This is a genomic window from Nitratireductor indicus C115 (genome assembly GCF_000300515.1).
Lineage (GTDB): Bacteria > Pseudomonadota > Alphaproteobacteria > Rhizobiales > Rhizobiaceae > Nitratireductor > Nitratireductor indicus.
In genome coordinates, this window is record NZ_AMSI01000002.1 from 26,713 (window position 1) to 51,664 (window position 24,952).

The window sequence follows — 24,952 nt, forward strand, 5'->3', positions numbered from 1 at the left end:
GCTGCTATTTGTCGCGCGCAAGCACGTTGCGCAGCGGCATAAGCAGATACTGCACGACCGGGAAAAGAAGAAGCCCGAGGCAGAGGCCGAATATGCCGTCGAGAACGGCCTTGGCAACCCATTCCACGGCGGCTTTTGCCGCCGTGACCGCATCTGCGGCGGCCGTTGAAAGCTGATGGATCGCATCGCCCGGCATGTGCCAACCCAGGGCTTCCAGACCGTGAATGACGATTGACCCGCCGACCCAAAGCATGGCGGCGGTTCCGACTACCGAAATGAATGCCATCAGCTTCGGCATGCCACGCACGATGAACCGGCCGACGGAGCGGGTCCCGGCAAGCCGTCCGATTTGTGACAGGTGAAGGCCGAAGTCATCAGCTTTTACCAGGAGTGCGACGCTCCCATAGACGAGCACGGTGATGCCGATGGCAACCAGGGCAAGCACAAGCCCCTCCATGAACAGGCCGGTCGCCTCGATCGCGGCAAGGGCGATTGTCATGATCTCGGCAGACAGGATGAAATCCGTCTTGATCGCGCCGGCCACGCGCTGCTTTTCCAGATGCGCGGCATCGAGAGAGGCAGGTATGTCTTCATGCCCCTTTTCCGGATGAAAGACGTGCACGAGCTTTTCAGCGCCCTCGAAGCAAAGATAGGCGCCGCCGAACATCAGGAGAGGGGTAATAAGCCACGGGGCGAATGCACTCAGAAGAAGCGCCAGCGGCAACAGGATGACCAGTTTGTTGAAAAGCGATCCCTTGGCAATCTGCCAGACAATGGGAAGTTCGCGAGCAGCCGGCAAATCCTTCACATATTTCGGAGTGACGGCGGTATCGTCGATCACCGCGCCGAGCGACTTTGCGCCGGCCTTGGCGGTATCATCGATGACGGAAGCTGCAACCTTGACGCCAACCCGGGAAGCTTGCGCAGCCACATCGTCCAATTGCGCCGCCGTGATCTTCGTCAGCGCTGCGACATCGTCGAGTAGGGCAAGCAATCCGCTCATTGGGTTTCCGGTTCATTTTGGCTGGAGGCAAGAGAATCATCGCTCGATGCCATCCAGCGATGTCTGCAGGGATAAGCTGTTTTATTGAAAGATTGTGGTGACGAACCGCTGACAACGCCAGAGCGAAGCCAATTTTTTCCCAGGAAACCGGAGGCCTTTTCCCAATATCGCCCGGAATTGATGGCGAAAGAGCTGTTTGGTTGATGCGCACAGGGCGTCAAATTGTCCGCCAGATGCATTTCTCACATTTTTGCCCATTTCCCGCCACATTGGATTTACACCGTGCTAACCTGTAGCGCGCAAAGTGCGGAGGGCATATTTGCGTGGATTGCCATGGTGCCGGTGAAGCAGGCCGTCGGGGGCTGTTCAGTCGGTCATTTGAATTGTCTGGGGGAAGTAAGGCGCATGAGCCTTGTTACGTCTTTAAGCGGCCGGAATTCCATGCGCCGCCTGTACGCGACGATTGCCGGTGCGACATGTCTCGCTCTGCTTTCCGCCTGCACCTCCACGACGCCCAAAGTGGCCGTCAACAAAACCAAGAGCAAAGAATATTTTGCCGAGTCGGAATATGGCGTGAAAGCCAGCCCCCGTATATCCAGCCTGCGCTCGAACCTTCCGCGCGGCGGTGGTCGATATCAGGTCGGCAAGCCCTATCAGGTGAAGGGCAAGTGGTACAAGCCCAAGGAAGACCCCGATTATGTGAAGACGGGCGCTGCCTCCTGGTATGGCGATGCGTTTCATGGGCGCCTGACTGCAAATGGCGAAGTCTACGACATGACGCATTTGACGGCTGCACATCCCACGATGCCGCTGCCCAGCTATGCGCGCGTCACCAACCTTTCCAATGGCAGTTCCGTGGTCGTGCGTGTCAACGACCGTGGGCCCTTTGCGCACAATCGTCTGATCGATCTTTCCAAACGCGCTGCCGAGCTTCTCGACTACCAGAGCAGCGGTGTTGCACAGGTAAAGGTCGAATATGTCGGCCCGGCGCCGATCGAAGGTCGTGACGACCAGTATCTGATGGCGTCATACAGGCCGGGCAATGCTGCGCCCGATCCGTCCGATGGATTGTCGAGCGGCGTGATGGTCGCCATGAACGGCGCGACACCCACATCATCGCTGCCCGGCGTGACTGCCGCAAACGCCTTTGCCAGCCAGCCGGGGCTGACGCCTCCCGCCGCTGTTCCAGCCGCAGCCGAATTCGTGCTTCCATCCACAGGTCCGATTGTTCCGGCACGCCCGCATGCGGTGCCGCCGTCAGATGTTGGCGGTGTCGAAGTTGCGGCATTGTCCTATGCTGACAGGCGGATCGCCGGCGCAGCGCGCGCCTTCGATACGGTCCTCGACAGCGACTTGAACTCGGCCGATCTCACAATCTGGTGGAAGGGCGCTACGTCGGGCAAGAAAGAGACTGCTGCGGACGGCTATCTCAATGCCGGCACCTGGCAGACCCGCGACGAAGCAGCGAACATGGCTGACAAGCTCTCGCAGATCGGCGCTAGCGAAATCCAAGCCGTCGTCGATGATGAGGGCAATGTCTTCTTTGCTCTCAATGTCCAGCCGGACGGACGCATGCCCCTGGATAGAATGCTCCAGACGGCATGGGCTGCCGGCGCGACGGATGCCTTTGCTGTCCGGTAGTGACAGCGTCCACGCGCGACCTCATAATGCGGCAAGATAATTCATCTGCCGCAAATCCCTCCTAGCCTAGCCAATTCCATGCAGCCGGTTGATTGAACCGGGGCCTCTCCTGTAAACTCGTCGCCTAGATTGAATTGGGTGGGCGGTGTTGTGTTCGGGTTTTGCGTTTCCGCGATGCGCGTTTTTGCGCCGCGAACCGGTATGGTTAATAAAAAACAAACCTTTCCGGGTGAGACTTTATGCGGGGTCCTAATGCTTAGCATTAAGAAGTCCGCGATGCGCCTTTTGCTAATTGCCCTCATTTTCCTGTCCGGCCTTCATGGGGCCTCCGCGCAATTGTTCGAAACGCGGGCCAAGCAGGCGTTCATGATCGATGCCGAAACCGGCACGGTTCTCTTTTCCAAGAATGCCGACGATCCCGTCCCACCGGCTTCGCTGGCAAAGCTGATGACCGCCGAAGTGGCCTTCAATGCCATCAAAAGCGGCAGACTCAAGCTCGACGACGAGTTCTATGTCAGCGAACATGCCTGGCGGACGGGCGGTGCGGTTTCCGGCACTGCAACCATGTTTGCGGCCGTCAAGTCGTCAGTTCCACTTGAAGCGCTTATCCAGGCGGTTACGGTGCAATCCGCCAATGACGGTTGCATCATCATCGCGGAAGGAATGGCGGGTTCGGAAGAGAATTTCGCCCGTGTCATGACCGAGCGCGCCCGCGAGATCGGAATGAGGAATTCCGTTTTCGTCAATCCCACAGGGCTCCCCGCGCAAGGGCAGCATGTCACGATGCGTGACCTTGTCACGCTGTCCTCCCACATTGCTGCCACGTATCCCGATTTCTACGGTTTCTATGCCCAGGAAGCCTTCACCTGGAACAAGATATTCCAGCGCAATCGCAATCCGCTGTTGAAGATGGATATCGGTGCGGAAGGGCTGGCTCTCGGGTATTCCAAGGAAGACGGATATTCGATCGTGGGCGCGGTCAAGCGCGAAGGCCGCCGTCTCTTTGTGGCGATGAATGGCCTCGCCAGCGACGAAGAGCGCGCGGAAGAAGCGCGCAAGATGCTCGACTGGGGCATTCGTGCATTCGAAAAGACCGAGATATTCGCAGCGGGCGAAACCGTGGGGCGGGTCGCCGTGTTCGGCGGCGACAGGCCCGACCTTGCGGTGACGGCCAGAGGGCCGGTGGCGATCTTTCGACCGATCACCGATGCCGACAGGCTGACCGCGCGCATCGTCTATATGGGCCCCGTCGAAGCTCCGGTGGAAGCAGGCGCGCGGATCGGAACGCTCAAGGTCTGGATTGGCGACACGCTCAGTCAGGAAACACCGCTCTATGCCGCCGAGAATGTGGGGATGGGGCGTCTGCAGGACAGGGCACTGGATGCCGTCGGCGAACTTCTGACGGGATGGTTGCGCAAATACCATCTATAGCCCCGGCAGCCTGCCATCGGTAAAGCCGGCTTATTTAACCGTAACTGCGTTTGCCGCATGTTGAGAAGCCTCGCTCACCGTGGACCTTTGCGTGCCGAGGGCCTATAGCAATTGAACTGCCGTTCGGAATCGAGCGGCGAGCGGGCACGCCGCCCGTCAATTCTGGCTCACCGGACCGAACGAAGGGATGCGATCGTTTTGTCGCGCGGTTTCTTCATCACATTCGAAGGAGGCGACGGTGCCGGCAAGTCGACCCAGATCGACAGGCTTGCAGAAGCTTTGCGCGAGCAGGGCCGCGAAGTCATCGTAACCCGGGAACCTGGTGGCTCTCCCGGAGCGGAAGCAGTGCGCCATGTTTTGTTGTCGGGCGCAGCCGAAACCTTCGGCCCTGCCATGGAGGCGATCCTCTTTGCTGCTGCCCGCTCCGATCATGTCGAACAGCTGATCCGCCCGGCGGTGGAACGCGGTGCGATTGTCCTGTGCGACCGATTTTACGATTCCACCCGCGTCTATCAGGGCGTGACCGGAAATCTGGATGCGGATTTCATGGCCGAGCTTGAACGTGTGACGGTGAACGGAATGCTCCCGGATCTGACAGTCATTCTCGACATCGACCCGGAGGAGGGGCTTCGCCGGGCAGGGGCGCGGCGTGGAGCCGAAGCCCCCGACCGTTTCGAAAAGGAAACGCTCTCCATTCATCGCCAGCGCCGTAAGGCTTTCATGGCAATCGCCAAGAAGGAGCCAGATCGTTGCGTGGTGGTGGATGCGTCCGACGCTCCAGAGAAAGTAGCGGCCAATGTGCTGAAAGCGGCTCTGTCGGCAATGGCCCGCAGGGAGCGGGATGACAATCTTGCTGCGCGGGGGGGCAGGGGCAATGTATGAACGCGTTGCGCCGGAACGCTTCGATTCCCTGCCGGAGATACCCGAGCCCTCAGAGAACCCGCTTCTCATCGGCCATGATGAGGCCGCGTCTCTTCTGGCGAGCGCCTACCGTGCCGGAAAACTGCACCATGGTCTGCTGCTGGCTGGCCCGCCGGGGATCGGAAAGGCAACGCTTGCCTTCCACCTGGCAAATCATCTCCTTTCAAATCCCGATCCCTCTTCAGCTCCCGAGCGTTTCGTTGCGCCCGATCCGGCTTCACAGACCTTCCGCCTGATCGCGCAGGATGCCCATCCATCGCTTCTTCATCTGACGCGGCCTTTCGTGGAGCGGGACAAGAAGTTCAAGACCGTCATCACGGTCGATGAAATCCGGCGCATTCAGCGCTTCCTGTCCCTGACGCCGCATGATGGCGGGTATCGGGTGGTGATCGTCGACCCCGCCGACGACATGAACATCAGTGCCGCCAACGCACTTCTGAAAAGCCTCGAGGAGCCGCCGCCGCGTACGGTGTTCGTGCTGATCACCCATTCGCCCGGACGTCTCCTGCCCACGATCCGCTCCAGATGCCAGGTTCTGAGACTTCAACCGCTTCAGGATCGGCAGTTGATGCAGCTTCTTTCTGAGTTGGGCGCGGCCGACGAAAGTACCGGCGCAGAGCTTGCTTCCCGCTCGCAGGGAAGTGTGCGCAATGCAATCCTTCTCTCGCAGTTCGGCGGCGCGGAAATCACGGACATCCTGCACAAGCTGGTGAATGCCCGCGATTTCGATCCGGCCGAAGCTTTGCGTCTGGGCGATGCCGTGAGCGGGCGTGAGCGCGATGTGCAATTCGCGATCTTCAATCGCGCGGTTCTCGACATGATCGCCGAGCGAGCCTCGAGCCTCGCCATATCTGGAGATGGGATCGGGGCATCCCGCGCAGCGGAGCTGTGGGAGGACGTCAACACCACCATCCGCGAGGCTGAGACCTTCAACCTCGATCGCAAGCAGCACGCTGCCGGACTGGCTGCCCGGTTGAATACCGCATTTCGCGGCTAGAATGCCGGCAGACGGAAACGGGGATGAAGTAACCGCATCTCGGGCTGGCATGCGCGCCTGCGATGCGCTATCTGGGCCTCAAAGAAAATGACATTCCGGATATTCTCCCAGATGGCCCGCGATACTTTTTACATCACGACAGCGATTTCCTATCCCAACGGCCGACCGCATATCGGCCACGCCTATGAGCTGATCGCCACGGATGCGTTGGCGCGCTTCCAGCGGTGCGATGGCAAGGACGTGATGTTCCTGACGGGAACGGACGAGCATGGCATCAAGATGCTTCAGACCGCGCGCAAGGAAGGCATCTCCGCGCGCGAACTGGCAGATCGCAACGCGCTCGAATTTCAGCGTATGGCAACCGTCCTCAACGCCTCCAACGACGATTTCATCCGCACCACGGAAGAGCGTCACTACAAGGCTTCCCAGGCTATCTGGAAGGCCATGGCGGAGCGCGGTGACATCTATCTCGATTCCTATGCGGGATGGTATTCCGTTCGCGATGAGGCCTATTACGCGGAGGACGAGACCGAGCTGCGCGAGGACGGCGTGCGCTACGGCCCGCAGGGCACACCTGTGGAATGGGTAGAGGAGGAGAGCTATTTCTTCCGTCTTTCCGCCTATCAGGACAAGCTGCTCGCGCTTTATGAATCCAATCCTGGGTTCATCGGCCCCGTCGAGCGCCGTAACGAGGTTGTCAGCTTCGTGAAGTCCGGCCTCAAGGACCTGTCCGTCTCGCGCACGACTTTCGACTGGGGCGTTCCTGTTCCCGGCGATGAGAAACATGTGATGTATGTATGGGTCGACGCTCTCACGAATTACATCACCGCTGCCGGCTATCCCGATGAAGAGGACCCGCGCTGGCGCTTCTGGCCGGCCGACCTCCATGTGGTCGGCAAGGACATCACCCGTTTCCACGCCATCTACTGGCCTGCCTTCCTGATGTCGGCAGGCATCGATCTTCCGGCCCGCGTCTACAGCCATGGCTTCCTGTTCAATCGCGGGGAGAAGATGTCGAAGTCCGTTGGCAACGTTATCGACCCGTTCTCGCTGGTGGAACACTATGGTCTCGACCAAGTGCGTTATTTCCTGCTGCGCGAAGTGCCTTTCGGTCAGGATGGCAGCTACAGCCACGACGCGATCGTCAACCGCACCAATGCCGACCTTGCCAACGATCTTGGCAATCTGGCCCAGCGCTCGCTTTCGATGATCGCCAAGAATTGCGAAGGCAAGGTACCGCAGAAAGGCACCCTTGCCGAGGCGGATCTCGCCATCCTGAAGGCGGCGAGCGACGCTCTGTCGACGGCTCGCGAGGCCATGAAGACCCAGGCCATCCATCACGCCCTGGCGGCAATCTTCGCCGTTGTGGCGGATGCAAACCGCTATTTTGCGGGGCAGGAGCCGTGGGCCTTGAAGAAGACGAATCCTGAGCGCATGCAAAGCGTGCTCTACACGACCGCCGAGGTGATACGGCGCGTGGCGATCCTCTGCCAGCCCTTCATTCCGGGCTCGGCGGCGAAGCTGCTCGATATCCTTGCAGTGCCGGAGGATAAGCGCTCCTTCGCCGAAGTGTCGGATGATGCAACCCTTGTCCCGGGAGCGGATTTGCCGGCGCCGCAGCCGGTCTTCCCGCGCTATGTGGAGCAGAAGGCCGAAGGCGAGGGGGCTTGATCGCAATGCTGGTCGACAGCCACTGCCACCTCGACTTCCCCGATTTCGAGGAAGAGCGCGACGCCGTGATTGAGCGGGCACGCGAGGCAGGTGTAGGACTGATGGTCACGATTTCGACGCGGGTACGCCAGTTCGAGCGTATCCGCGCGATAGCCGAGACCTATGACAACGTGTTCTGCTCGGTGGGAACCCATCCCCACAATGCCGATGAGGAACTCGACGTCACGACCGCCGATCTGGTGCGGCTCGCCGAACATCCCAAGGTGGTGGCGATCGGTGAAGCCGGGCTCGACTACTTCTATGACAAGGCACCGCGCGGCGCACAGGCACAAGGCCTGCGTGCCCATATCGCGGCATCGCGCGAAACACGTCTTCCATTGGTCATCCATGCACGCAATGCCGATGACGACATGATTGCCATCCTCAAGGAGGAAACGGGCAAGGGAGCCTTTCCCTTCGTGCTGCACTGTTTTTCTTCCGGGGCCGAACTGGCCGCCGCCGGTATCCGGCTCGGAGGTTATGTGTCCTTCTCCGGCATCGTGACATTCCGCAATTCCGAGGAATTGCGTCGGATCGCTGAGACTGTCCCTCGGGATCGGCTGCTGGTCGAGACAGATGCGCCTTATCTCGCCCCCATTCCCAAGCGTGGCAAGCGCAACGAACCGGCATTCGTGGCGTATACGGCTCGGGTCCTGGCTGAAACCGTCGGCCTCGAAGAAGACGCGCTCGCAAAACAGACAACGGAAAACTTCTTCCGCCTTTTCTCCAAGGTGCCGCGTTCGCTGCTGCCGGAGGGCATGAAGGAACAATGAGCGACCGGCTGCGTCTCACGATCCTCGGCTGCGGCTCATCGCCGGGAACGCCGCGCATCACCGGCGAGTGGGGCGCCTGCGACCCGGAAAATCCCAAGAACCGCAGGCGGCGCTGCGCTGCCATGATAGAGCGCATCGCCGCCAATGGCGGCGTCACCCGCGTGGCGCTGGATACCGGACCCGACTTCCGCGAGCAGATGATCGATGCCGGCGTGAAACGTCTCGACGCTGTCGTCTACACTCATCCGCATGCCGACCATATCCACGGGATCGATGACCTGCGTGGCTTCGTCATCGACCAGCGCCGGCTGATGGATATCTATGCCGACCGGCCGACGCTCAAGCGCCTGCATGAGGCCTTTGGCTATTGCTTTGAAACGCCGCCCGGCAGCAGCTATCCACCAATTCTCCAGGCACATCCTATCAGTCATGAAGTGGATTTCACCATCGAAGGCGAGGGCGGTCCCCTGACCTTCCGGCCGTTGCCGCAGATACATGGCGATATCATTTCCCTCGGCTACCGCGTTGGAGGCATCGCCTATTGTCCAGACGTAAGCGATTTCCCAAGCGAGACCGTCTCGCTCATCGGTACACCGGAAATCCTCGTCATCGACGCGCTTCAATACCGTCCGCATCCGAGCCATTTCTCGCTCGGTGAAGCACTCGAATGGATTGAGCGCATAAAGGCGCGCCGCGCCATTCTCACCCACATGCATATCCCGCTCGATTACGAGACCGTGCTCAATGAAACGCCGGATCACATAGAGCCTGCCTATGATGGTATGGTGGTTGAGATTTCAATTTCATCCGATTGAAATATAAGGATATTCACGTGAGCAAAAGCGTCAATCGTGTAAAGGCTTACGCTGAAGCCGCAGGACTTCCCATCGACATCAAGCGCATGGGAGAATCCACGCGCACCGCCGAAGAAGCCGCCCGACAGTGTGGTTGTAGCGTTGCACAGATCGTCAAGTCCTTGATCTTTGAAGGCGAGACCAGCGCAAAGCTGTACCTGTTCCTCGTGTCTGGCGTCCGACAGCTCGATCTCGCCAAGGCGGCGGGACTTGTCGGAGAAACGCTGAAGCGCGCTGATCCCAAGCGCATCCGTGAGGAAACAGGTTTTGCCATCGGCGGCGTATCACCACTCGGACAGCCGGACGGTGTTCCGCGCTATGGCGATGAAAGCCTGTTGGGCTTCGATGTGGTTTGGGCTGCGGCCGGAGCGCATGATGCAGTCTTTTCAGCCGAGCCCCAGACACTGTTTCGTGCAGCCAAGGTTCAGGCAGCAGACTTGGTTGCGTGAGGCGTTTGCGCATCTCGCAGCCAGACCATGCGTGCGGGTTCAGCAAGTTTCGCATAGCGGGAAACCGAGGTTGCAAGGCGCGGTTTTGGCCTTCTGACTAGAATGATAGTTCCATAATCTATCTTATGCGATCTTTATCAGCGCCAGGAGGAAGGCGTTTTATCATCGCCTGCTCTGCAGATCATACGGCTTTTGAACGCTTGTTCTCCATGCGCTCCGCCAGTGCGGTTTCACCCGAAGCCTTCAGCCCCGAGATAGCGCCGGCGTAATCGCGCTTCTCGCGGTTCTGACTGAGCTTGGATTTCGCAACAACCTTCGTGACAGCCACCTTGAAGGCTACGATGCTGCCCAGCATGTCTTTCATATAGTCAGCAGGTGCATCGGCCATCCGCCAGGCATCCTTTCCATTCAATCGCCGCTCGTGATTGCGCGTGAGCAGCCCCACCGCCGCGCGCTTGTCGCGTTCGTCGTGCTGGAAAGTAATGTTTCCGTAGATGTGAACCACCTGATAGTTCCATGTCGGAACATGCCTGTGGTGTTCGGGCTTCGTCGGATAGTAATTCGGGGAGATATAGGCATCTTCGCCACGAAAGATGGCCAGAACCTCCTGCCCCTGGGCGATCAGCCTGTGCATGTCGTTTGCCAGAGCGACGTGACCGACCAGAATGTCCCCGGGAGCGGAAAGCACCGGGATATGATTTGCGATCAGGCCGTCGGAAGTCTGGGCGACGATGCAGGCCAGCGGCGCGGCCTCGATCACCGTTTCGATCTCGTCCGTATCGATTTCCCTGAAGTGCGGTGGAAGATACATGGTTGGCTCCTGGGTTCGGCTCCCTGCAGATCGCCGGCAGGATATCTGCCAAGAGAGGCATTGGTGCGCCCAACCCGGCCTTTCGATGGGGCCAGACATCTGCGATAGTTGCGCGATGAGTGAGAAAAGCGAGCCAAAACTGCTTTCGAGCGGCAATCCGCAAATCCCCAAGGGCGAAGGAAATGCGCCTGTCCAGATGTATATCGCGGCCATGCCCGGGTGGAAGAACGGCATTGGAAAGCGCCTGGATGCCATTGCCGAGCGTATCTTTCCCGAGGTTCGAAAGGCCGTGAAATGGAACACGCCGCTCTACGGAAAGGAAGATGGCTGGCTTCTGGCCATGTATGCTACAGGAAATATGTCCAGCTTACCTTCATGAGCGGAACAGCCCTCCTCCCCATGCCCTCCAGGGCCTCCAAGGTGAAAGGCACGCGTTACCTCGATATTGACGAGGATGATGGGCTCGACGAAGCGCAGATTTCTGCCTGGATCGAGCAGACAATCAGGCTGCCCGGGGTGAGACTGTGATCGGATATCGCCAGTGCCGTCTTCAAGCACCTGTCACGACCTCAAATGCAGCCCGATGACCACAAAATCGCCGCTCGAAGCCGCATAAGAACCCGTATGAAGAATCCCGGAGCCGCATTGCCATGAACGTCGCCGCTCGCGCAGCGAATAACGCCATTGCCGTCAACGGCATCCGCAAGAGCTACGGCTTCGGTGCCAGAGCCGTGCTCGCGCTTGACGACCTCACGCTGCATATTCCGCGCGGCCAAGTCTACGGTCTCCTGGGCCCGAACGGCGCTGGCAAGAGCACCCTTCTGCGGATCATTGCGGGCCTCGTACGGCCTGACCGCGGGCATATCGAGATTCTGGGCGAGCCTGCAGCCCCTGCTTCGCGGCGCAGGCTCGGCATGTTGATCGAAGCTCCAGGCTTCTATCCCTTTTTGACGGCGCGTGAGCATCTGGAAATGCTGGCGCGTATGGCTGACACTCCGTTGCCTGTGGATGCCGTTCTCAAGCGCACCGGCATTCTGCATGCAGCTGACAAGAAGGTCTCCGGTTTCTCGCTCGGCATGAAACAAAGGCTCGGCATCGGCTGTGCTCTCGTCGGACAGCCCGAAGCCATCGTGCTCGACGAACCAACCAACGGGCTTGATCCCGACGGCATTCTGGAGATGCGCGCGCTTATCCGCGAACTTGCGGAGCGGGACGGCATCACGGTACTCCTCTCAAGCCATCTGCTGGACGAGGTGGAGCGGGTGTGTCGGCGCATCGCCATCCTGCGCCGCGGCGCATTGGCTGCTGAAGGCGACGTGGCGGAACTGCTTGGGCGCAACGGCCGGTTCTGGCTGAATGTTGACGGTGCCGAAGCCGTTTCAAAAAAACTGGGTGCGCGGGCCGAACCCGCCAATGGCGGGCTTTATATCGCCGTCAAGCAAGCTGATGTTCCCGAGCTCATCGCTTCCCTGGTTGCGGCCGGTATTCGCATTCACGAGGCCAAATGGGTGAAACCGGATCTTGAAACCGTATTTCTGTCCGAAACGCGGGAGAACCGATCATGAGCGCCCTCTTCCGCGCCGAGCTGTTCAAGCTCGTCAGGCAGCCGTCATTGCTTTTCTGGGGCTTCCTTTCGGTGCCTGTCTTCGCAATGATCTTCAAGATTCTGCTCGATGGCATGGTCTTCGTACGCATGCGGCAAGTCTCGCCCGACAATGTCGACATACTCATGTCGGCGGCAAAGTCGCTTGGGATTTCGGGCAATTCCCTCGCTCATCTGCTTTACGCGATAGGCATCGCCTCGATCTTTTTTGCCGAATACCGTTTCAGCACCTGGCGCATTCTGGTGCCGCGCGCCAGCCGCTTTCAATTATGGGCCGCGAAATATCTTGCCTGCCTTGCTTTCCTCTGCCTTAGCCTGGTTCTGGTGATGATATCGAATGCGCTTCTGCACATCGTGACCACCCTGCTTTTCGAACAGCGCCTGCCCAACATGGCAATCCGCCCCGACAGCTTTCTGACGCTTCTTCTGGCATTCATGGCATCGCTGCTCGAACTCTCCGTTTTGACAGCCATCGTCGCAGCCATCACCACACTCACGCGTTCGATGATAGCTGCCGTCATTCCTGCATTCATGCTGACATTGGGTGCCTCTCTGGTGGCGCTCTATGTCGGCCCCACCAGAAATGTCATCCCCCTGCCATCGCCCGCCTCCGAAGCGTTGCGCGACTGGATATTGTCGGGCGGACCGGCCTTCCTTGGCTGGAGCGGGCTTGCCATACTCTCAGCCTGGCTGGTTGTGGCCGCCGCCATCGGCGGTGTCGCCTTCTGGCGCCAGCAGCTTTCCTCGGAGTGAATGATGCCGGTCTTCGGCCGGCGTCATTCCTGCGGCAATGCCTCGCCGGAATATTGCGCCGCAAATTCAGCGCTCGGCGGAATGGGCTTGATAATGTCGATCATCACACCGTTCGGATCGCTGGTGATGAAGTGCCGCTGTCCAAATGCTTCATCGCGAAGACTAAGCAGGATCGGAAGCCCTGCCTGCGAAAGCCGGTCGTAGACCGCATCCACATCCTCGACCTCGAAATTGAGCAATAACCCGCTCGTTAGCCCTCGCCCGGATGCGGGTATCGTTTCATGGTCACCGTTTAGAACGGCAAGGTTGATCGCCTCGTTCCCGCTGGATTGCAGATGGACATACCAGTCGCTTTCAAACAGCGCTCGGAACCCGAAATGCTCGCAATAGAACGAAGCGGTTCGCCCGACATCCTCCGTCATCAGCACCGGATAGAACTGGGTGCATTTCATGGTTTTCACCTCGCTTCATATAAGATACATTCTGCATGTATCTTTTTATTAACAAACAGGCTGCATGTATGCAAGAGAAACTGGAACGCCGCTCAAATCGCGACCGCACGGCCGCGACGCGAGCTGCCCTCCTCAAGGCCGCTCGCGCGCTTTTCATTGAAAAAGGCTATGCAGACACCGGCACACCCGAGATCGTCGCAGCAGCAAAGGTGACGCGCGGAGCGCTCTATCATCACTTCAGCGACAAGGCGGGCTTGCTTCGCGCCATCGTGGAAGCCGAAGCGAAAGAGGTTGCATCCACGATAGAACACGCCACGCGGGACGCCGAAACACCCCTGGACGCACTCACGGAAGGCGCCGACGCGTATTTCGAGGCAATGCGCACACCGGGCCGTGCGCGCCTGCTGCTTCTTGAGGGCCCTGTCGTCCTGGGTATCGATGAGATGGCGGCAATAGACAGCGCCTCCGGCGGGCAGACATTGCTTGACGGCCTGCGTCTGGCGGATCGGGACGGCCGGCTGGCGGGCGTCCCCTTGAAACAGCTCTCGGAGATGCTGTCCGCGGCCTTCGACAGGGCGGCCCTCGCTATCGCGGGCGGGGCCCGTGAAGCTCCCTATCGCGATGCCGCCAGATCGCTTCTGAAAGCACTTCTGCTCGGAAAAACCTGACAGGACCGCAGGCTTGATCTGCGTCAAGGACATATATCCCTGCAGACCGCAACTCTGTGCCGCCAAGGTAACCCGCGCAACGTCACGAATCTGACGCGTTCTTCGGCAAATCTGGGCAAGAGCGGGAGAGCAAAACAGGTGACGGAGACTTCCGATGATGAACCTGCAGCAGACACCACGCCTACCCCAGCGCAGCATCTCCGCCACGCCACCGCATCCAGACGAACCTTTGGACCGCGATGATCCATTCCGGATCGCTGATCGCATGCATCACGCCACGATCGCCTCGGCAACACTGGGCATTTCACCCATCAGCCTGTTTCAGGCCTGGCAGGATTGGGCACTCCATCTGGCCGCCTCGCCCGGCAAGCAACATCAAATCCTGAACAAGCTCCTGAGCAAGCAGGTGCGCCTGACGCGTTTCGTTAGCGACTGCGCCCTTGAGGGAGAGAAGGCTGAGCCCTGTATCGAACCCCTGCCCCAGGATCATCGCTTTTCCGATCCGGGCTGGAGCAAAATCCCCTTCAGCCTCATGGCGCAATCCTTCCTTCTCACACAGCAATGGTGGCACAACGCCACGACCGGCGTTGCGGGTGTTTCCACGCATCACGAACGACTTGCCGCCTTCTACGCGCGCCAGTTCCTGGACATGCTGTCGCCAAGCAATTTCGCATTTGGGAATCCGGAAGTAATCGCCGCCACCATGCGCGAGGGAGGAGCCAACCTGATGCGCGGCCTTGCCTATTTTCTTGAGGACGCCGCCCATGTAACGCCCCATGAAAAATGCAATTTCCAACCCGGCCGGGATGTCGCAACGACATCCGGCGAGGTCGTCTTTCGCAACGATCTGGTCGAATTGATCCAATATGCCCCCACAACAGGCACGGTCATGACCGAGCCCCTCTTGGTCGTGCCTGCCTGGATCATGAAATATTATATTCTCGATCTGTCTCCGCAAAACTCATTGATCCGCTATCTGGTCGATGCGGGCTTCACCGTCTTTGCCATCTCCTGGGTTAATCCCGACGAACGCCATCGCGATGTTTCCTTCGACGATTATATCCGGCGCGGGGTAATGGCCGCGCTTGATGCCGTCGAGAAAATCACCGGCGTACTGCATATACACGCCGCAGGGTATTGCCTTGGCGGCACCTTGCTCGCGGCGGCGGCCGCCGCCATGGCGCGCGATAAGGATGATCGCCTCAAAACCCTGACCATGCTCGCGGCACAGGTTGATTTCGACGAGCCGGGGGAACTGGGCCTTTTCATCGACGAAAGCCAGCTCGCCTTCCTTGAGGATGTGATGTGGCAGCAGGGTTACCTCGACCAGAAGCAGATGGCCGGAGCCTTCCAGATGCTGCGCTCGCAGGATCTCGTCTGGTCACGGATGGTGCGCGAATACCTGATCGGCGAGAGACCACAGATGAACGACCTCATGGCATGGAACGCGGATGCAACGCGCATGCCCTACCGCATGCACACCCAGTATCTGCGACGCTTCTACCTGAACAATGATCTTGCGCAGGGACGCTTCGAGGTGAACGGACACAACGTTCAACTCGAAGATATCCGCCTCCCCGTATTTGCAGTTGGAACCGTGACCGATCACGTTGCGCCGTGGCGCTCGGTGTTCAAGCTCATTCATCTCTTCGACGCCGATGTGGACTTCGTCCTAACCTCTGGCGGGCACAATGCCGGCATCGTCTCCGAACCCGGCCACCCGCACCGCAGCTACCGCAGCCTGCAATACAGGCATGGCGAACCGCACCCGGAGGCCGAGAAGTGGATGCACGAAACCGAGGCAGAACCGGGCTCCTGGTGGCCTGAATGGGCGAACTGGCTGAAGCAGCGATCCACAGGCCCCTCGGCTGCCCGCGCTCCGGGCAACGAGGAAACCGGATATCCACCCCTTGATCCAGCGCCCGGCTCCTATGTCTTGATGAAGTGAGGGAGGACTGCAGCCTTATCGTTCCCCCAGACTTTTCGACAATTGATCGACGATGGGAGCGAAGAAATAGCTGATCAGGGTACGCTCACCCGTTATCACGTCGACTGCGGCGGTCATGCCGGGCCGCAATGATTTGCGTCCCGCCGGCATATCGAGATAGCCGGTTTCCGGCTGCAACCGCACCACATAGTCCCATCGGCCCGGCTGACGCTCTACCGAATTTGCCGACACCTCCAGAACACGGGCGCGGATCGCGCCGAACCGCTCAGCAGGAAATGCCGCCAGACGGATGCGCGCCTCTTGCCCGACATGCAGAAAACCGCTGTCCTGATTGGAAAAATAGGCCTCCACTTCCAGTCCGCCATCAGACGGAACGATTGTCATCAGATCCTCCCCTGCGCGCGCAATGCCGCCAACCGTGAAAAGTGACATCTGCGCCACGGTGCCTGAGACGGGAGCCAAAAGCCTTGATCCATTGATCTGGCGTTCGGCCGCGCGTTCCTTTTGAGCAAGCGCCGCCAAGCGTGCATCAATCTCACTGCGACGTTGCCGGATGCGGTTGTTCTGGGCGGTCACGAGCGCACGACGCTCTGCCACCAGAGCCGAAACCGCGGCCGCCTGTTGTTCGCGTTGTTTCAAAAGGACATTGCGTTGCTGGAATGCGTCCTCATAAGATTCCAGCGCCGTCAACACATTTGCCCGCGATGCCGTGCCGTTGCGCGCCAGCTTTTCAGCCGCTTCTTTCCTCTCGCCGCGAATGTCAATAAGAGCGTCCGCGCGTGCGATGTTGGCTTCCGTCGCCAAGCCCGCCTTGTCGGTTTCTTCGATGCGCGCACTCAAGCGGCGCAGATTGATCATGACATCGGCTTTCTCTGCAGTGAGCAACTGCGCCTGCTCGGCGGAGAAATTTCTCTCTCTGTTCCCGATCCCATTCAGGACAGGAGGGTTAAAGGGAATTTCCGGCATCTTTCCTGTGGCGATATCTATTTTATCGAGGCTTTCGAGCAGGTTTTGCAAGCGGGCAGCTTCAATGCGCAGATGCTGCCGTTCTTCGACAATCAACTCACGCTCAACATTCACCTCCGTCGCGTCCAGCGTCACTAGGAGATCGCCCTTCGTGACGCTTGCTCCATCGCGCACTAAAATCGCGGTGACCGGCGCTGAAACCTCCGGCTGAACCACCTGAACACGCTCGACAGGGATGATCAGCCCTTCTCCTTGAGCCGTTATCTCGACCCTCAATATCATCGACGCCGTAAGACAGATGATGAAGATCGCAATGGAGATAAAAATCGTGACATGAAGCGTAGGGGATCCGATGGTCTTTGCTTCATCCGGCCTCATGAAACGCCCCCTCTGCGGCAAAATCGAAGACAGCATCGGCCCGCTCAAAGACGTCCGGTCGATGTGTGATGATAATCACCGTCGTCTTGCCTTTCAGTTCCATCAATTCACGCACCATCCGACGCTGCGCGCCCTCGTCCAATGCGCTCGTCGGCTCGTCCAGAATGAGAACGGACGGCTTCTGAAGAACCGCCCTGGCAATTGCCACGCGCTGCCTTTGCCCACCGGAAAGCGCACTGCCTCGCTCACCCACCTGAGCATCGAAACCACCGGAAAGCTGTTCAGGAAGGTCTGCGGCAGCAGCCACGCAAAGCGCTCTGCGCAATTCATCATCGCTTGCGTCAAGCCGGTCGAGCAGGAGATTGTCGCGCAGTGTTCCCGAAAATAGGTAAGGCTCCTGAGGTACATAGACGATGCGGGAGCGCACGCTTTCCGGGTCGTAACGCTGAATATCTTCACCGCCGAGCAAGATTCGTCCGCCGGAAGGTGTTTCAAGACCGCAGGCCAGCTTCCCAAAAGTCGATTTTCCAACACCTGAAGGACCGACGATCACCGTGCAGAACCCTGGTTCCGCAGTAAAATTGAAGCACTTCAGAACGGGTGCGTCCGGCCCATAGAAGAAACCCACATTCTCGAAAACGAGACGATCTTCGATATCGTGTGGCAAACTTGGCTTTTTGCCGAAGGGTTCCGTCGGCTCATTGACAATATCGCCAAGACGTTGCCGCGAGACCTTGAGATTTTGCCAATCCTGCCACAGGCGTGAGAAACCCGCCACAGGTCCCGCGATCTTCTCTGCGATCAACTGGAATGCAATAAGCTGCCCGAGAGTCAGTTCCCCGGCAAAAACCTGCATCGCCCCAACATAGATGATCGCGATGGTAACGACACGCTCGCAGGTCTGGGTCAGTTCGCTACTGGAAATATTGAGTATTTGCGCACTGCGAATGGCTTCAAGCGAACGCTGCAATGTTGCCTCGATGCGCTTTAGAATGACCTTTTCGGCACCGAGTGCCTTAACGGAGACTGAACCCGACAGGCTCTCCACGATCCGAGCCTGGTGTGCAGCTCCAGCATCGAACTGGGCACGCAATCGCTTCCGCAAGAACGGGCCAAAGCAGAGATAGATGAGCACCTGCAAAGGTAGACTAACAAGAACGATCAGTGTCAATTTGGATGACAACGTCAACAAAATAACTAGGTAAATACCAACAAAGACCACATCAAGCGCAATTCCTGTTGTGGTACCAACAATGAAGGCGCGGATTGTGTCGGTTTCGCCAACCCTGGTCATGGTTTGACCAACCGGCCAATGCCTGAAATGCGCCAACGGCAACTTGAAAAGATGCTCAAAAATGCGCCCGCCCAACTCTCTGGTGACGCGATTTGCGGTGAGCATCCCCAACACGTTCGAAGTGACCGTGAAAAGGCTTTGGAACAACCCAGCGCCCGCGAGAACAATCACGACAACCAGCAGCGACGCTTCGCGCTGGAAGGGCAAAATACGATCGATAACCACTTGAATAATGAATGGCTGGATCAGGCCGACCAGGCGCAGACAAGCAGCCAGAAAAAGCAATTCCGCATAGAGCGGAATATACCGGCGCAATGTTTCAGAAAACCAGCTCAGCGGTATTTCACGTGATGCGTTTAGATTATTGAAAAGCATGGGAAAAACCAACCGATCCAAAAGTCGGTAGAGGGCATCGAACAGCGACCGGGGGAAGCTCCCCGATCGCCTCGATTTTAACCTACAGGCTGACTTGGAGTTCAGACCTCAGGCAAAGTAGCCTGCGACCGCACTACCGATGAAGCCGCCCATCGTCGACCCGATACTTTCGCCAATTTCGGCACCCGCAGCACTTCCGAAGTAATTGCCGATCGCTCCGCCGATGACACTTCCTAAGGACTGACCGATGCCCGCTCCTGCATTTGCTGCAGCACCTCCGCCCAAACTAATCCTGTCAGCCTGAGCGTAATTCTCAAAATTGGTGTCAATATTCATTTGAAATCCACATAAATATCTATTCAAGTAATTGAATTATAATAATTTCTTATCAGTCAAATAAGGCACCCAGCTCACCGCCGATGGTTCCTCCAATAGTATTCCCAATACCTATTCCAACGCCTGCGCCAGGAAGATTGGCGAGAAGTCCACCCACGGCCCCACCGATAGTCGCACCAAGAAGCTGTCCAATGTCGTGTCCAATTTGCATACCGCTTGCTCCTCCACCAAAGCTCAGATTTTCCTGGAAGATACTTGTAGTGACTTTCGAAAAGTTAGTCATTTGTACTTTCCTTTCTGTTTTCGGAAGCTTGAAATTTTTTCTTCCCTGGTGAAATTCCGGATACTATTATCCGGTGCGAAGCAGATGAAATTTTTCCTGTACATCTCATCTGCATGCACTGAGGCCATCAGACCTCATATGCATCGGGTACCACCTGACTGCTGTTCTCGATGCGTCAGGCTGGGTTGAGTTCTTAGTTTGGCGCGCTACGGGGCAGGTTGAACCAACGGTTCGTCTTGCGGACGGCCGCCCCCTCACTGCGTCGCACGCTACTCCCTGTTTCGCCGGGAAATACGTTTCGCAAATCGCGAATGATTTCGTTTTTCGTTCCGTATGGCGCGATAAAGTCATTGAAAAAAAGGTTTGGGCCAGAAGCCCATTCATCGGAACCAAGTGCCCTCCCCGTCTTGAGCACATCTGCTTCAACGGCATCGCTCAAACGCGCCCAGGTCACCATGCCTGTGGGAACACCGTTATCGTTGACATAGAAACGGCTTTGACCACACCGAAGTGCCGGCAATATTTCAGTCGTGAAATAAGGCCCAATGGAAAACTGCCGGTGATAAGTCGAGCGTGCCAGTAATTCAAAGGCAAAGCCGGTTGCCAGATAGAGGTCGAGTCCCTTCATGACATCGTCCCCCCTTGAGCAGCCATCAATGCGGCGGCAATCTCCGGCTTGTGCTTGCGAAATGCGGAGCGCAGCGTTTCCTGCCGATCCGGCAGCGACGTCTCGCTGATACTCAGGCATCCTTCATCCGAGCGAAGCCACGTGGCATATCCGAGAGGATTTCCAAACGGCGTTACAGCGATAAAGACACTGCCTTGGCGCATTTGGTCGAACACAGTTGTGTATCGTATCAGGATGTTTTCATTGGCCAGGTGTTCGCAAGCGAAGATGTCCAGAAGGACCATCGCACCGATCTGGCGATAGGCAGAGAGTTTGTCACTCTGCGTCGGCAGGGCCGGCAGCAATCTGGGAAATTCCTTTGGGGATAGATCTGCGATGATCGCAGAAAACGAAAACTCTCCCCTGCCCCGCCAGCGAAACAAGTCTTCAAGGAAAGCAGCGCTGCGATCTCTAAACGCGTGTGCGAGCAATCGGGCGGGGGGATAATTCCAGCGATAATTCACGCATCTGGCATCATCATTAAGAGCATCCAGCAAACCCTGTGCATCGCCGCCAAGATAGGCAGCATTTTCCTGATGCCATGCGCACTCTACAACAGCATAAAGAGAGGAATCGTTCCGGTTGAGCCAGGTGAGCAGTGCATACTCGCCGAGAAAAGCGCATACTTCCCTGGCTACAGCAGGTGGAGAACTTCGAGCCGCCGCCAACTGAACCGCATGCGCAAATTCGTGCGCCACCGCGAGAAGGTCACCTGCTCTGCCTTGATAGCGACAGCTGACGAAAGCAAGTCTTCCCGCTCCTCTGTGATAGGTGAATGGTTGAGACTGTTTACCCGGCAGATCGAGAAGGCAACGTGGCGTCGAGCGCTCTACCCGCTGTATGATATGTGTGAGCCCCGGGATTAAGTCAGCTAAAGCCAATGAGGCCAGTTTCCACGCCTGCTCTGCATCCAGTTCGACGCGATAAAGAGGTGCCGCAGGTGCGCAATCACCGCACCACCCGCAGGCCTTCAGCCTTAACAGCAGAGACAGAAGGGAGCATCTGGCAAATAAATTCTCTTGGCACCAAGAATCTATATTCGACACCATAAAATATCTCGCAAAACAAATACAAATTAAAATATAATCAAATATCAAATCTCGATGCTCAATGAATAGCGAAAGAAAATTAAAAATTCAAGGAGAATGACAAATACAGAAGCGTTAATTTCGAATGTTTCTCAATTAATACTTTGATGAAAGAGAAAAAAATATCGCCCGCAATTTGCGAATTGGGGTTGCACCCTATGACTGCTATCCTATATACGGGCCGCGCCTGAATGGTCAGGCCACATCTGCTGGTTGGAGAGGACGCCATGTCGCACGACGCCCTTTTCCAATTGGGGATGGATTCAGTTGTACTGAACACCGCCCAAAAGGAAGAAACAGTCGCTCCGCAGCCCGTTCTGGCGGTCTGCGAAGACAAAGATCACTTTATCGAGAAGGACGGTGTCTTATGCGCCGGTTCCCATCTCATCGTTGACCTGTTCGAGGCGGAGCGCCTCGATGATTTGCCCTATATCCAGAAAACTCTGGTGAAATGTGTCGAGGAGGCCGGCGCCACCTTGCTCCATATTCATTTGCACCCGTTCGAGCCCAATGGCGGCGTGAGCGGTGTGGCGGTGCTTGCGGAGAGCCACATTTCGATCCACTCCTGGCCCGAGCGCGGCTATGCCGCACTCGACATCTTCATGTGCGGAGATGCAAAGCCCGAGCTATGCATCGATGTGCTGCGCCAGGCGTTCGTGCCCGGGCGCATGGAGGTGCAGGAACTCCTGCGGGGACGAAGCGCATGACGGACAAGAAGGCCGTTTCCGAGACGCTCCACAAGGGCGTGCGCGTCACCTTCGAGGCAGACGAAGTGCTTTACGAGGAGACAACCGGTCACCACCGGTTGTCACTCATCAGCAACCGCTTGTTCGGCAAGCTGCTCATGCTTGACGGGGCGGTGCAGGTCACCAGCGCCGACGAATTCATGTATCACGAGATGATGGCCCATGTGCCGCTTACGGCGCATGCCGATCCGTCTCGCGTGTTGATCATCGGCGGTGGCGATTGCGGTCTGGCCGAAGAAGTCTTGAAGCATGAGCGGGTCAAGTCGCTGACGCAGATCGAGATCGATGCTTCCGTTGTCGAATTCTCGCGCGAGCATTTTTCGGAATTCAACGCTCCTGTTTTCTCCGATGACCGCTTTCGTGTGGAAATCGCCGACGGAGCGGCATTTGCTGCCGAAACTAGCGAGCGCTTCGATGTCATTCTGGTCGATTCGACTGATCCGAGCGGGCCTGGTGCCGTGCTTTTTACGCCTGAGTTCTACACGAACATGCGGCGCATCCTGCGTCCGGGCGGAATTCTGGTGACGCAGAACGGCGTTCCTTTTCTGCAACCCGGGGAATTCCAGACAGCCATGGCATCGCTTTCCGATATTTTCCCGGTCTCCAGCTGTTACCTTGTCGCTGTTCCCACATATTTCGGCGGTCACATGACGTTGGGATGGTCTTCGGATGATCGGGCTTCCCTCGACATCGATGAGGCAATCCTGGCCGAACGGTCGAAAGACATTGAGACCCGCTATTATACGCCAGCGGTTCACAAGGCTGCGTTCGCCCTGCCCCGTTTCATCGAGATGCTGAGGGCAGAAGCCGTTCGCGCGTGAGTGCACTGCGGCCAACCCTTGCGAACCCTGCGGGGAAAACAACATAAGGGCGGTGGGAAGTTCACCAGCCGCCCTTTTTTCGAGGATAAGTTCACGCAGCGCCGACGAAATAGGGAAGTTTCGCCGCCATGGCGAGGTCCTTTTCCTGCATACGGCAATAGGCACGGCGTCTCTCCACGCGCGCAATATAGTCCAGAAAAATCCTTTTGCGCGGCAGCGTGTTCAGGAAGTTCATCATGTAGTTGATCGAGCTCGCAAGCTGGATATCGGCTGCCGAAAAGCGTGCGCCAGCCGCATAGGGATTGCGGACCAGATGCGCCTCGATGAAAGCAAGAGCCTCCTCATAGGAGCCGAAAGGGTAGTTCCTCCTATCATAGGATAACCCAAGACCGTGCGCCGTTACGGCGGGGTCGAGCACGGCGTCGCAATAGACGATCATCCTGTAATAGGCAGCCCGTTCGGCCGGTTTGTCCGCCGGTGGAACCAGCCCCGCATGAGCAAACCGATCGGCCAGGTAAAGAATGATCGCCGCTCTTTCGGTCACGACGATGTTTCCATCCTCGATGGCGGGCACTTTCTTGCTTGGTTGGATCTTGCGATAGGCCTCCGGCACGCCCTGCTTGGCGCGCACATCCACGAGCACGATCCGATAAGGCTCGCCGATTTCCTCGAGCAGCCAGAGAATGCCAGACGAGCGCGACCAGGGCGCATGGTAGAAGCGTATCAAGCGGAGCCTCGCATAACGCGCGCCAACCCCAACAGTCGGCGCGAAATACTGGCCCCCCACATGATCCGCGAAATGCGGATGCAAGCTGATCGAGCACTGATTCACGAGGCAAAAAAAAGGCGGCCCGCAGACCGCCTTTCGAAATCACGCGTTCTGCAAAGAGTTACTTCGGCAGTTCGCCATCCACGCCCTTAACGTAGAAATTCATGCCGAGAACTTCGCCATCCGGTGCGACCTTGCCCTCCTCGAGCCAGAGCGTTCCATCCTGCTTGTAAACGGGACCGGTGAAGGGGTTGAAGCCTTCATCCTTGATCTTCTTTTCGGTCGCCTCAGCAAGCGCCTTCACATCATCGGGCATGTTCATGTAGGGAGCCATCTTCACATGCCCCGCCTTCATGCCGCCCCAGACATCGCTCTGCTTCCAGGTACCGTCCATGACCTCCTGCACACGCTCGATATAATACGGCCCCCAATCGTCGACGATCGAGGTCAGCTGCGTCTCAGGCGCGAACTTGATCATGTCGGACGCTTGTCCGAAGCCCTTGATGCCCCGCTCGGCGGCTACCTGCAGCGGCGCGGTGGAATCGGTGTGCTGCGTGATGATGTCGACGCCCTGGTCGAGAAGCGCCTTGGCTGCGTCAGCTTCCTTGCCCGCATCAAACCAGGTATTGGCCCACACGATCTTCACCTTGAAGTCGGGATTGACCGACTGCGCGCCTAGCATGAAGGCATTGATGCCCATCACGACCTCGGGGATCGGGAAGGAGGCGATATAACCGGCCACGCCCGTCTTGGACATCTTCGCGGCAATCACACCCTGCACGTAGCGGCCTTCATGAAAGCGCGAATTATACGTCGAGACATTTGGATGATCGCGCTTGAAGCCCGTCGCATGCTCGAACTTTATGTCCGGAAACTTGGCGGCGACCTTCTGTACCGGATCCATGAAGCCGAAGGAGGTCGCAAAGATGATATCGCAGCCCGAACGCGCAAAGCGCTCAAGCGCGCGCTCTGTATCGGCGCCTTCAGGCACGCTCTCCAGATAGGCCGTCTCCACCTTGTCGCCGAAATGCTTCTCCACATCCAGAAGCCCCTGGTGGTGCTGGTAGGAATAGCCGAAATCGCCAATCGGACCGACGTAGATCCAGCAGGCTTTCGTCTTGTCCTGCGCAAGCGAAGGCGATGCCGCAAAAGCGAGAGCCGCCGTGCTCGCGGCCAGGGCTAGAAGCAGTTTTCTCATGTTTGACGTTCCTTTTG

The 24,952-nt window shown here is 57.9% G+C and carries 25 protein-coding genes and 1 pseudogene; 15 read left to right on the top strand and 11 right to left on the bottom strand.

From position 1 onward, the window contains the following. Positions 1–4: 4 nt before the first annotated feature. A complete protein-coding gene (locus NA8A_RS02740; RefSeq protein WP_009449469.1) occupies positions 5–1,003 on the bottom strand; it encodes a DUF808 domain-containing protein in 999 nt (332 codons plus the stop codon). A gap of 405 nt (positions 1,004–1,408) precedes the next feature. On the opposite strand from NA8A_RS02740, the gene NA8A_RS02745 reads away from it, so the two are divergent. From NA8A_RS02745 to NA8A_RS02780, 8 genes are all read left to right on the top strand, one after another. Then, the gene (locus NA8A_RS02745) at positions 1,409–2,644 is read left to right on the top strand and encodes a septal ring lytic transglycosylase RlpA family protein (RefSeq protein ID WP_143088123.1); all 1,236 of its coding nucleotides are present in this window, start codon (positions 1,409–1,411) and stop codon (positions 2,642–2,644) included. A gap of 276 nt (positions 2,645–2,920) precedes the next feature. Next, the gene (locus NA8A_RS02750) at positions 2,921–4,075 is read left to right on the top strand and encodes a D-alanyl-D-alanine carboxypeptidase family protein (RefSeq protein WP_009449471.1); all 1,155 of its coding nucleotides are present in this window, start codon (positions 2,921–2,923) and stop codon (positions 4,073–4,075) included. 198 nt (positions 4,076–4,273) lie between these two features. Further along, positions 4,274–4,957, top strand: a complete 684-nt coding sequence (gene tmk, locus NA8A_RS02755) for a dTMP kinase (RefSeq protein WP_009449472.1) — start codon at positions 4,274–4,276, stop codon at positions 4,955–4,957. Then, positions 4,950–5,993: a DNA polymerase III subunit delta' gene (locus NA8A_RS02760; protein WP_009449474.1), complete on the top strand. Its 1,044-nt coding sequence runs from the start codon at positions 4,950–4,952 to the stop codon at positions 5,991–5,993. Before tmk ends, NA8A_RS02760 begins: the two co-directional genes overlap by 8 nt. Before the next feature lie 69 nt (positions 5,994–6,062). Further along, complete coding sequence (gene metG / locus NA8A_RS02765) at positions 6,063–7,664, top strand: methionine--tRNA ligase (RefSeq protein ID WP_276274352.1); 1,602 nt, start codon at positions 6,063–6,065, stop codon at positions 7,662–7,664. A gap of 5 nt (positions 7,665–7,669) precedes the next feature. Next, positions 7,670–8,476, top strand: a complete 807-nt coding sequence (locus tag NA8A_RS02770; protein WP_040671664.1) for a TatD family hydrolase — start codon at positions 7,670–7,672, stop codon at positions 8,474–8,476. Further along, positions 8,473–9,291: an MBL fold metallo-hydrolase gene (locus NA8A_RS02775; RefSeq protein WP_009449477.1), complete on the top strand. Its 819-nt coding sequence runs from the start codon at positions 8,473–8,475 to the stop codon at positions 9,289–9,291. The genes NA8A_RS02770 and NA8A_RS02775 overlap by 4 nt, the downstream gene beginning before the upstream one ends. A gap of 17 nt (positions 9,292–9,308) precedes the next feature. Continuing rightward, complete coding sequence (locus tag NA8A_RS02780; RefSeq protein WP_009449478.1) at positions 9,309–9,779, top strand: YbaK/EbsC family protein; 471 nt, start codon at positions 9,309–9,311, stop codon at positions 9,777–9,779. Positions 9,780–9,960: 181 nt separating this feature from the next. Here NA8A_RS02780 and NA8A_RS02785 read toward each other — a convergent pair whose 3' ends face one another. After that, positions 9,961–10,590 (bottom strand): FMN-binding negative transcriptional regulator, encoded by a 630-nt coding sequence (locus NA8A_RS02785; RefSeq protein ID WP_009449479.1) that lies wholly within the window; start codon positions 10,588–10,590, stop codon positions 9,961–9,963. 85 nt (positions 10,591–10,675) lie between these two features. Between NA8A_RS02785 and NA8A_RS02790 the strand changes: the two are divergent. The 3 genes and pseudogenes from NA8A_RS02790 (at position 10,676) to NA8A_RS02800 (ending at position 12,946) form a co-directional block, all read left to right on the top strand. After that, positions 10,676–11,118, top strand: a pseudogene (locus NA8A_RS02790) (DUF1801 domain-containing protein). 122 nt (positions 11,119–11,240) lie between these two features. Beyond that, positions 11,241–12,155 carry an ABC transporter ATP-binding protein gene (locus NA8A_RS02795; protein WP_009449482.1) on the top strand — a complete coding sequence of 305 codons (915 nt, stop codon included), beginning with the start codon at positions 11,241–11,243 and terminating at the stop codon, positions 12,153–12,155. Next, the gene (locus tag NA8A_RS02800) at positions 12,152–12,946 is read left to right on the top strand and encodes a hypothetical protein (RefSeq protein ID WP_009449483.1); all 795 of its coding nucleotides are present in this window, start codon (positions 12,152–12,154) and stop codon (positions 12,944–12,946) included. Before NA8A_RS02795 ends, NA8A_RS02800 begins: the two co-directional genes overlap by 4 nt. Before the next feature lie 23 nt (positions 12,947–12,969). On the opposite strand, the gene NA8A_RS02805 is transcribed toward NA8A_RS02800, so the two are convergent. Continuing rightward, positions 12,970–13,398 carry a VOC family protein gene (locus NA8A_RS02805; RefSeq protein WP_009449485.1) on the bottom strand — a complete coding sequence of 143 codons (429 nt, stop codon included), beginning with the start codon at positions 13,396–13,398 and terminating at the stop codon, positions 12,970–12,972. Between the two features lie 68 nt (positions 13,399–13,466). On the opposite strand from NA8A_RS02805, the gene NA8A_RS02810 reads away from it, so the two are divergent. Further along, positions 13,467–14,066, top strand: a complete 600-nt coding sequence (locus NA8A_RS02810) for a TetR/AcrR family transcriptional regulator (RefSeq protein WP_040671668.1) — start codon at positions 13,467–13,469, stop codon at positions 14,064–14,066. A 154-nt stretch (positions 14,067–14,220) separates the two neighbouring features. Next, positions 14,221–16,014 carry a PHA/PHB synthase family protein gene (locus NA8A_RS02815; RefSeq protein WP_009755838.1) on the top strand — a complete coding sequence of 598 codons (1,794 nt, stop codon included), beginning with the start codon at positions 14,221–14,223 and terminating at the stop codon, positions 16,012–16,014. A 15-nt stretch (positions 16,015–16,029) separates the two neighbouring features. On the opposite strand, the gene NA8A_RS02820 is transcribed toward NA8A_RS02815, so the two are convergent. The 6 genes from NA8A_RS02820 to NA8A_RS25000 all read right to left on the bottom strand — a co-directional run bounded on the left by NA8A_RS02820 (position 16,030) and on the right by NA8A_RS25000 (position 21,410). Then, entirely contained in the window at positions 16,030–17,358 is a 1,329-nt protein-coding gene (locus NA8A_RS02820) for an HlyD family type I secretion periplasmic adaptor subunit (RefSeq protein ID WP_009755839.1), read from the bottom strand. Further along, on the bottom strand, positions 17,345–19,027 hold the full coding sequence (locus NA8A_RS02825) for a peptidase domain-containing ABC transporter (RefSeq protein WP_009755840.1): 1,683 nt from the start codon (positions 19,025–19,027) through the stop codon (positions 17,345–17,347). The genes NA8A_RS02820 and NA8A_RS02825 overlap by 14 nt, the downstream gene beginning before the upstream one ends. A 108-nt stretch (positions 19,028–19,135) precedes the next feature. Further along, positions 19,136–19,363 (bottom strand): hypothetical protein, encoded by a 228-nt coding sequence (locus tag NA8A_RS02830; protein ID WP_009755841.1) that lies wholly within the window; start codon positions 19,361–19,363, stop codon positions 19,136–19,138. Between the two features lie 52 nt (positions 19,364–19,415). Beyond that, entirely contained in the window at positions 19,416–19,646 is a 231-nt protein-coding gene (locus NA8A_RS24995) for a hypothetical protein (protein ID WP_074896937.1), read from the bottom strand. Positions 19,647–19,839: 193 nt separating this feature from the next. Continuing rightward, positions 19,840–20,274 carry a toxin-activating lysine-acyltransferase gene (locus NA8A_RS02835; protein ID WP_009755842.1) on the bottom strand — a complete coding sequence of 145 codons (435 nt, stop codon included), beginning with the start codon at positions 20,272–20,274 and terminating at the stop codon, positions 19,840–19,842. After that, entirely contained in the window at positions 20,271–21,410 is a 1,140-nt protein-coding gene (locus NA8A_RS25000) for a hypothetical protein (protein ID WP_143088125.1), read from the bottom strand. The genes NA8A_RS02835 and NA8A_RS25000 overlap by 4 nt, the downstream gene beginning before the upstream one ends. Before the next feature lie 218 nt (positions 21,411–21,628). Here NA8A_RS25000 and speD point away from each other — a divergent pair, with 218 nt between their 5' ends. Then, complete coding sequence (gene speD, locus NA8A_RS02850) at positions 21,629–22,108, top strand: adenosylmethionine decarboxylase (protein ID WP_009755845.1); 480 nt, start codon at positions 21,629–21,631, stop codon at positions 22,106–22,108. After that, a complete protein-coding gene (gene speE, locus NA8A_RS02855; protein ID WP_009755846.1) occupies positions 22,105–22,968 on the top strand; it encodes a polyamine aminopropyltransferase in 864 nt (287 codons plus the stop codon). Before speD ends, speE begins: the two co-directional genes overlap by 4 nt. 91 nt (positions 22,969–23,059) lie before the next feature. Here speE and NA8A_RS02860 read toward each other — a convergent pair whose 3' ends face one another. Both NA8A_RS02860 and NA8A_RS02865 read right to left on the bottom strand, forming a co-directional pair. Continuing rightward, positions 23,060–23,695, bottom strand: coding sequence for a glutathione S-transferase family protein (locus NA8A_RS02860; protein ID WP_040671742.1), 636 nt, complete (start codon positions 23,693–23,695; stop codon positions 23,060–23,062). Between the two features lie 163 nt (positions 23,696–23,858). Continuing rightward, positions 23,859–24,935, bottom strand: coding sequence for a BMP family ABC transporter substrate-binding protein (locus NA8A_RS02865; RefSeq protein WP_009755848.1), 1,077 nt, complete (start codon positions 24,933–24,935; stop codon positions 23,859–23,861). Positions 24,936–24,952: the final 17 nt, after the last annotated feature.

What these genes read in the sequence shown, in the direction of transcription:
- NA8A_RS02740 (WP_009449469.1), bottom strand. Translation starts at nt 1,003, where the DNA reads ATGAGCGGATTGCTTGCCCTACTCGACGATGTCGCAGCGCTGACGAAG.
- NA8A_RS02745 (WP_143088123.1), top strand. Translation starts at nt 1,409, where the DNA reads ATGAGCCTTGTTACGTCTTTAAGCGGCCGGAATTCCATGCGCCGCCTG.
- NA8A_RS02750 (WP_009449471.1), top strand. Translation starts at nt 2,921, where the DNA reads ATGCGCCTTTTGCTAATTGCCCTCATTTTCCTGTCCGGCCTTCATGGG.
- NA8A_RS02760 (WP_009449474.1), top strand. Translation starts at nt 4,950, where the DNA reads ATGTATGAACGCGTTGCGCCGGAACGCTTCGATTCCCTGCCGGAGATA.
- NA8A_RS02770 (WP_040671664.1), top strand. Translation starts at nt 7,670, where the DNA reads ATGCTGGTCGACAGCCACTGCCACCTCGACTTCCCCGATTTCGAGGAA.
- NA8A_RS02775 (WP_009449477.1), top strand. Translation starts at nt 8,473, where the DNA reads ATGAGCGACCGGCTGCGTCTCACGATCCTCGGCTGCGGCTCATCGCCG.
- NA8A_RS02785 (WP_009449479.1), bottom strand. Translation starts at nt 10,590, where the DNA reads ATGTATCTTCCACCGCACTTCAGGGAAATCGATACGGACGAGATCGAA.
- NA8A_RS02795 (WP_009449482.1), top strand. Translation starts at nt 11,241, where the DNA reads ATGAACGTCGCCGCTCGCGCAGCGAATAACGCCATTGCCGTCAACGGC.
- NA8A_RS02800 (WP_009449483.1), top strand. Translation starts at nt 12,152, where the DNA reads ATGAGCGCCCTCTTCCGCGCCGAGCTGTTCAAGCTCGTCAGGCAGCCG.
- NA8A_RS02805 (WP_009449485.1), bottom strand. Translation starts at nt 13,398, where the DNA reads ATGAAATGCACCCAGTTCTATCCGGTGCTGATGACGGAGGATGTCGGG.
- NA8A_RS02810 (WP_040671668.1), top strand. Translation starts at nt 13,467, where the DNA reads ATGCAAGAGAAACTGGAACGCCGCTCAAATCGCGACCGCACGGCCGCG.
- NA8A_RS02815 (WP_009755838.1), top strand. Translation starts at nt 14,221, where the DNA reads ATGATGAACCTGCAGCAGACACCACGCCTACCCCAGCGCAGCATCTCC.
- NA8A_RS02820 (WP_009755839.1), bottom strand. Translation starts at nt 17,358, where the DNA reads ATGAGGCCGGATGAAGCAAAGACCATCGGATCCCCTACGCTTCATGTC.
- NA8A_RS02825 (WP_009755840.1), bottom strand. Translation starts at nt 19,027, where the DNA reads ATGCTTTTCAATAATCTAAACGCATCACGTGAAATACCGCTGAGCTGG.
- NA8A_RS02830 (WP_009755841.1), bottom strand. Translation starts at nt 19,363, where the DNA reads ATGAATATTGACACCAATTTTGAGAATTACGCTCAGGCTGACAGGATT.
- NA8A_RS24995 (WP_074896937.1), bottom strand. Translation starts at nt 19,646, where the DNA reads ATGACTAACTTTTCGAAAGTCACTACAAGTATCTTCCAGGAAAATCTG.
- NA8A_RS02835 (WP_009755842.1), bottom strand. Translation starts at nt 20,274, where the DNA reads ATGAAGGGACTCGACCTCTATCTGGCAACCGGCTTTGCCTTTGAATTA.
- speD (WP_009755845.1), top strand. Translation starts at nt 21,629, where the DNA reads ATGTCGCACGACGCCCTTTTCCAATTGGGGATGGATTCAGTTGTACTG.
- speE (WP_009755846.1), top strand. Translation starts at nt 22,105, where the DNA reads ATGACGGACAAGAAGGCCGTTTCCGAGACGCTCCACAAGGGCGTGCGC.
- NA8A_RS02865 (WP_009755848.1), bottom strand. Translation starts at nt 24,935, where the DNA reads ATGAGAAAACTGCTTCTAGCCCTGGCCGCGAGCACGGCGGCTCTCGCT.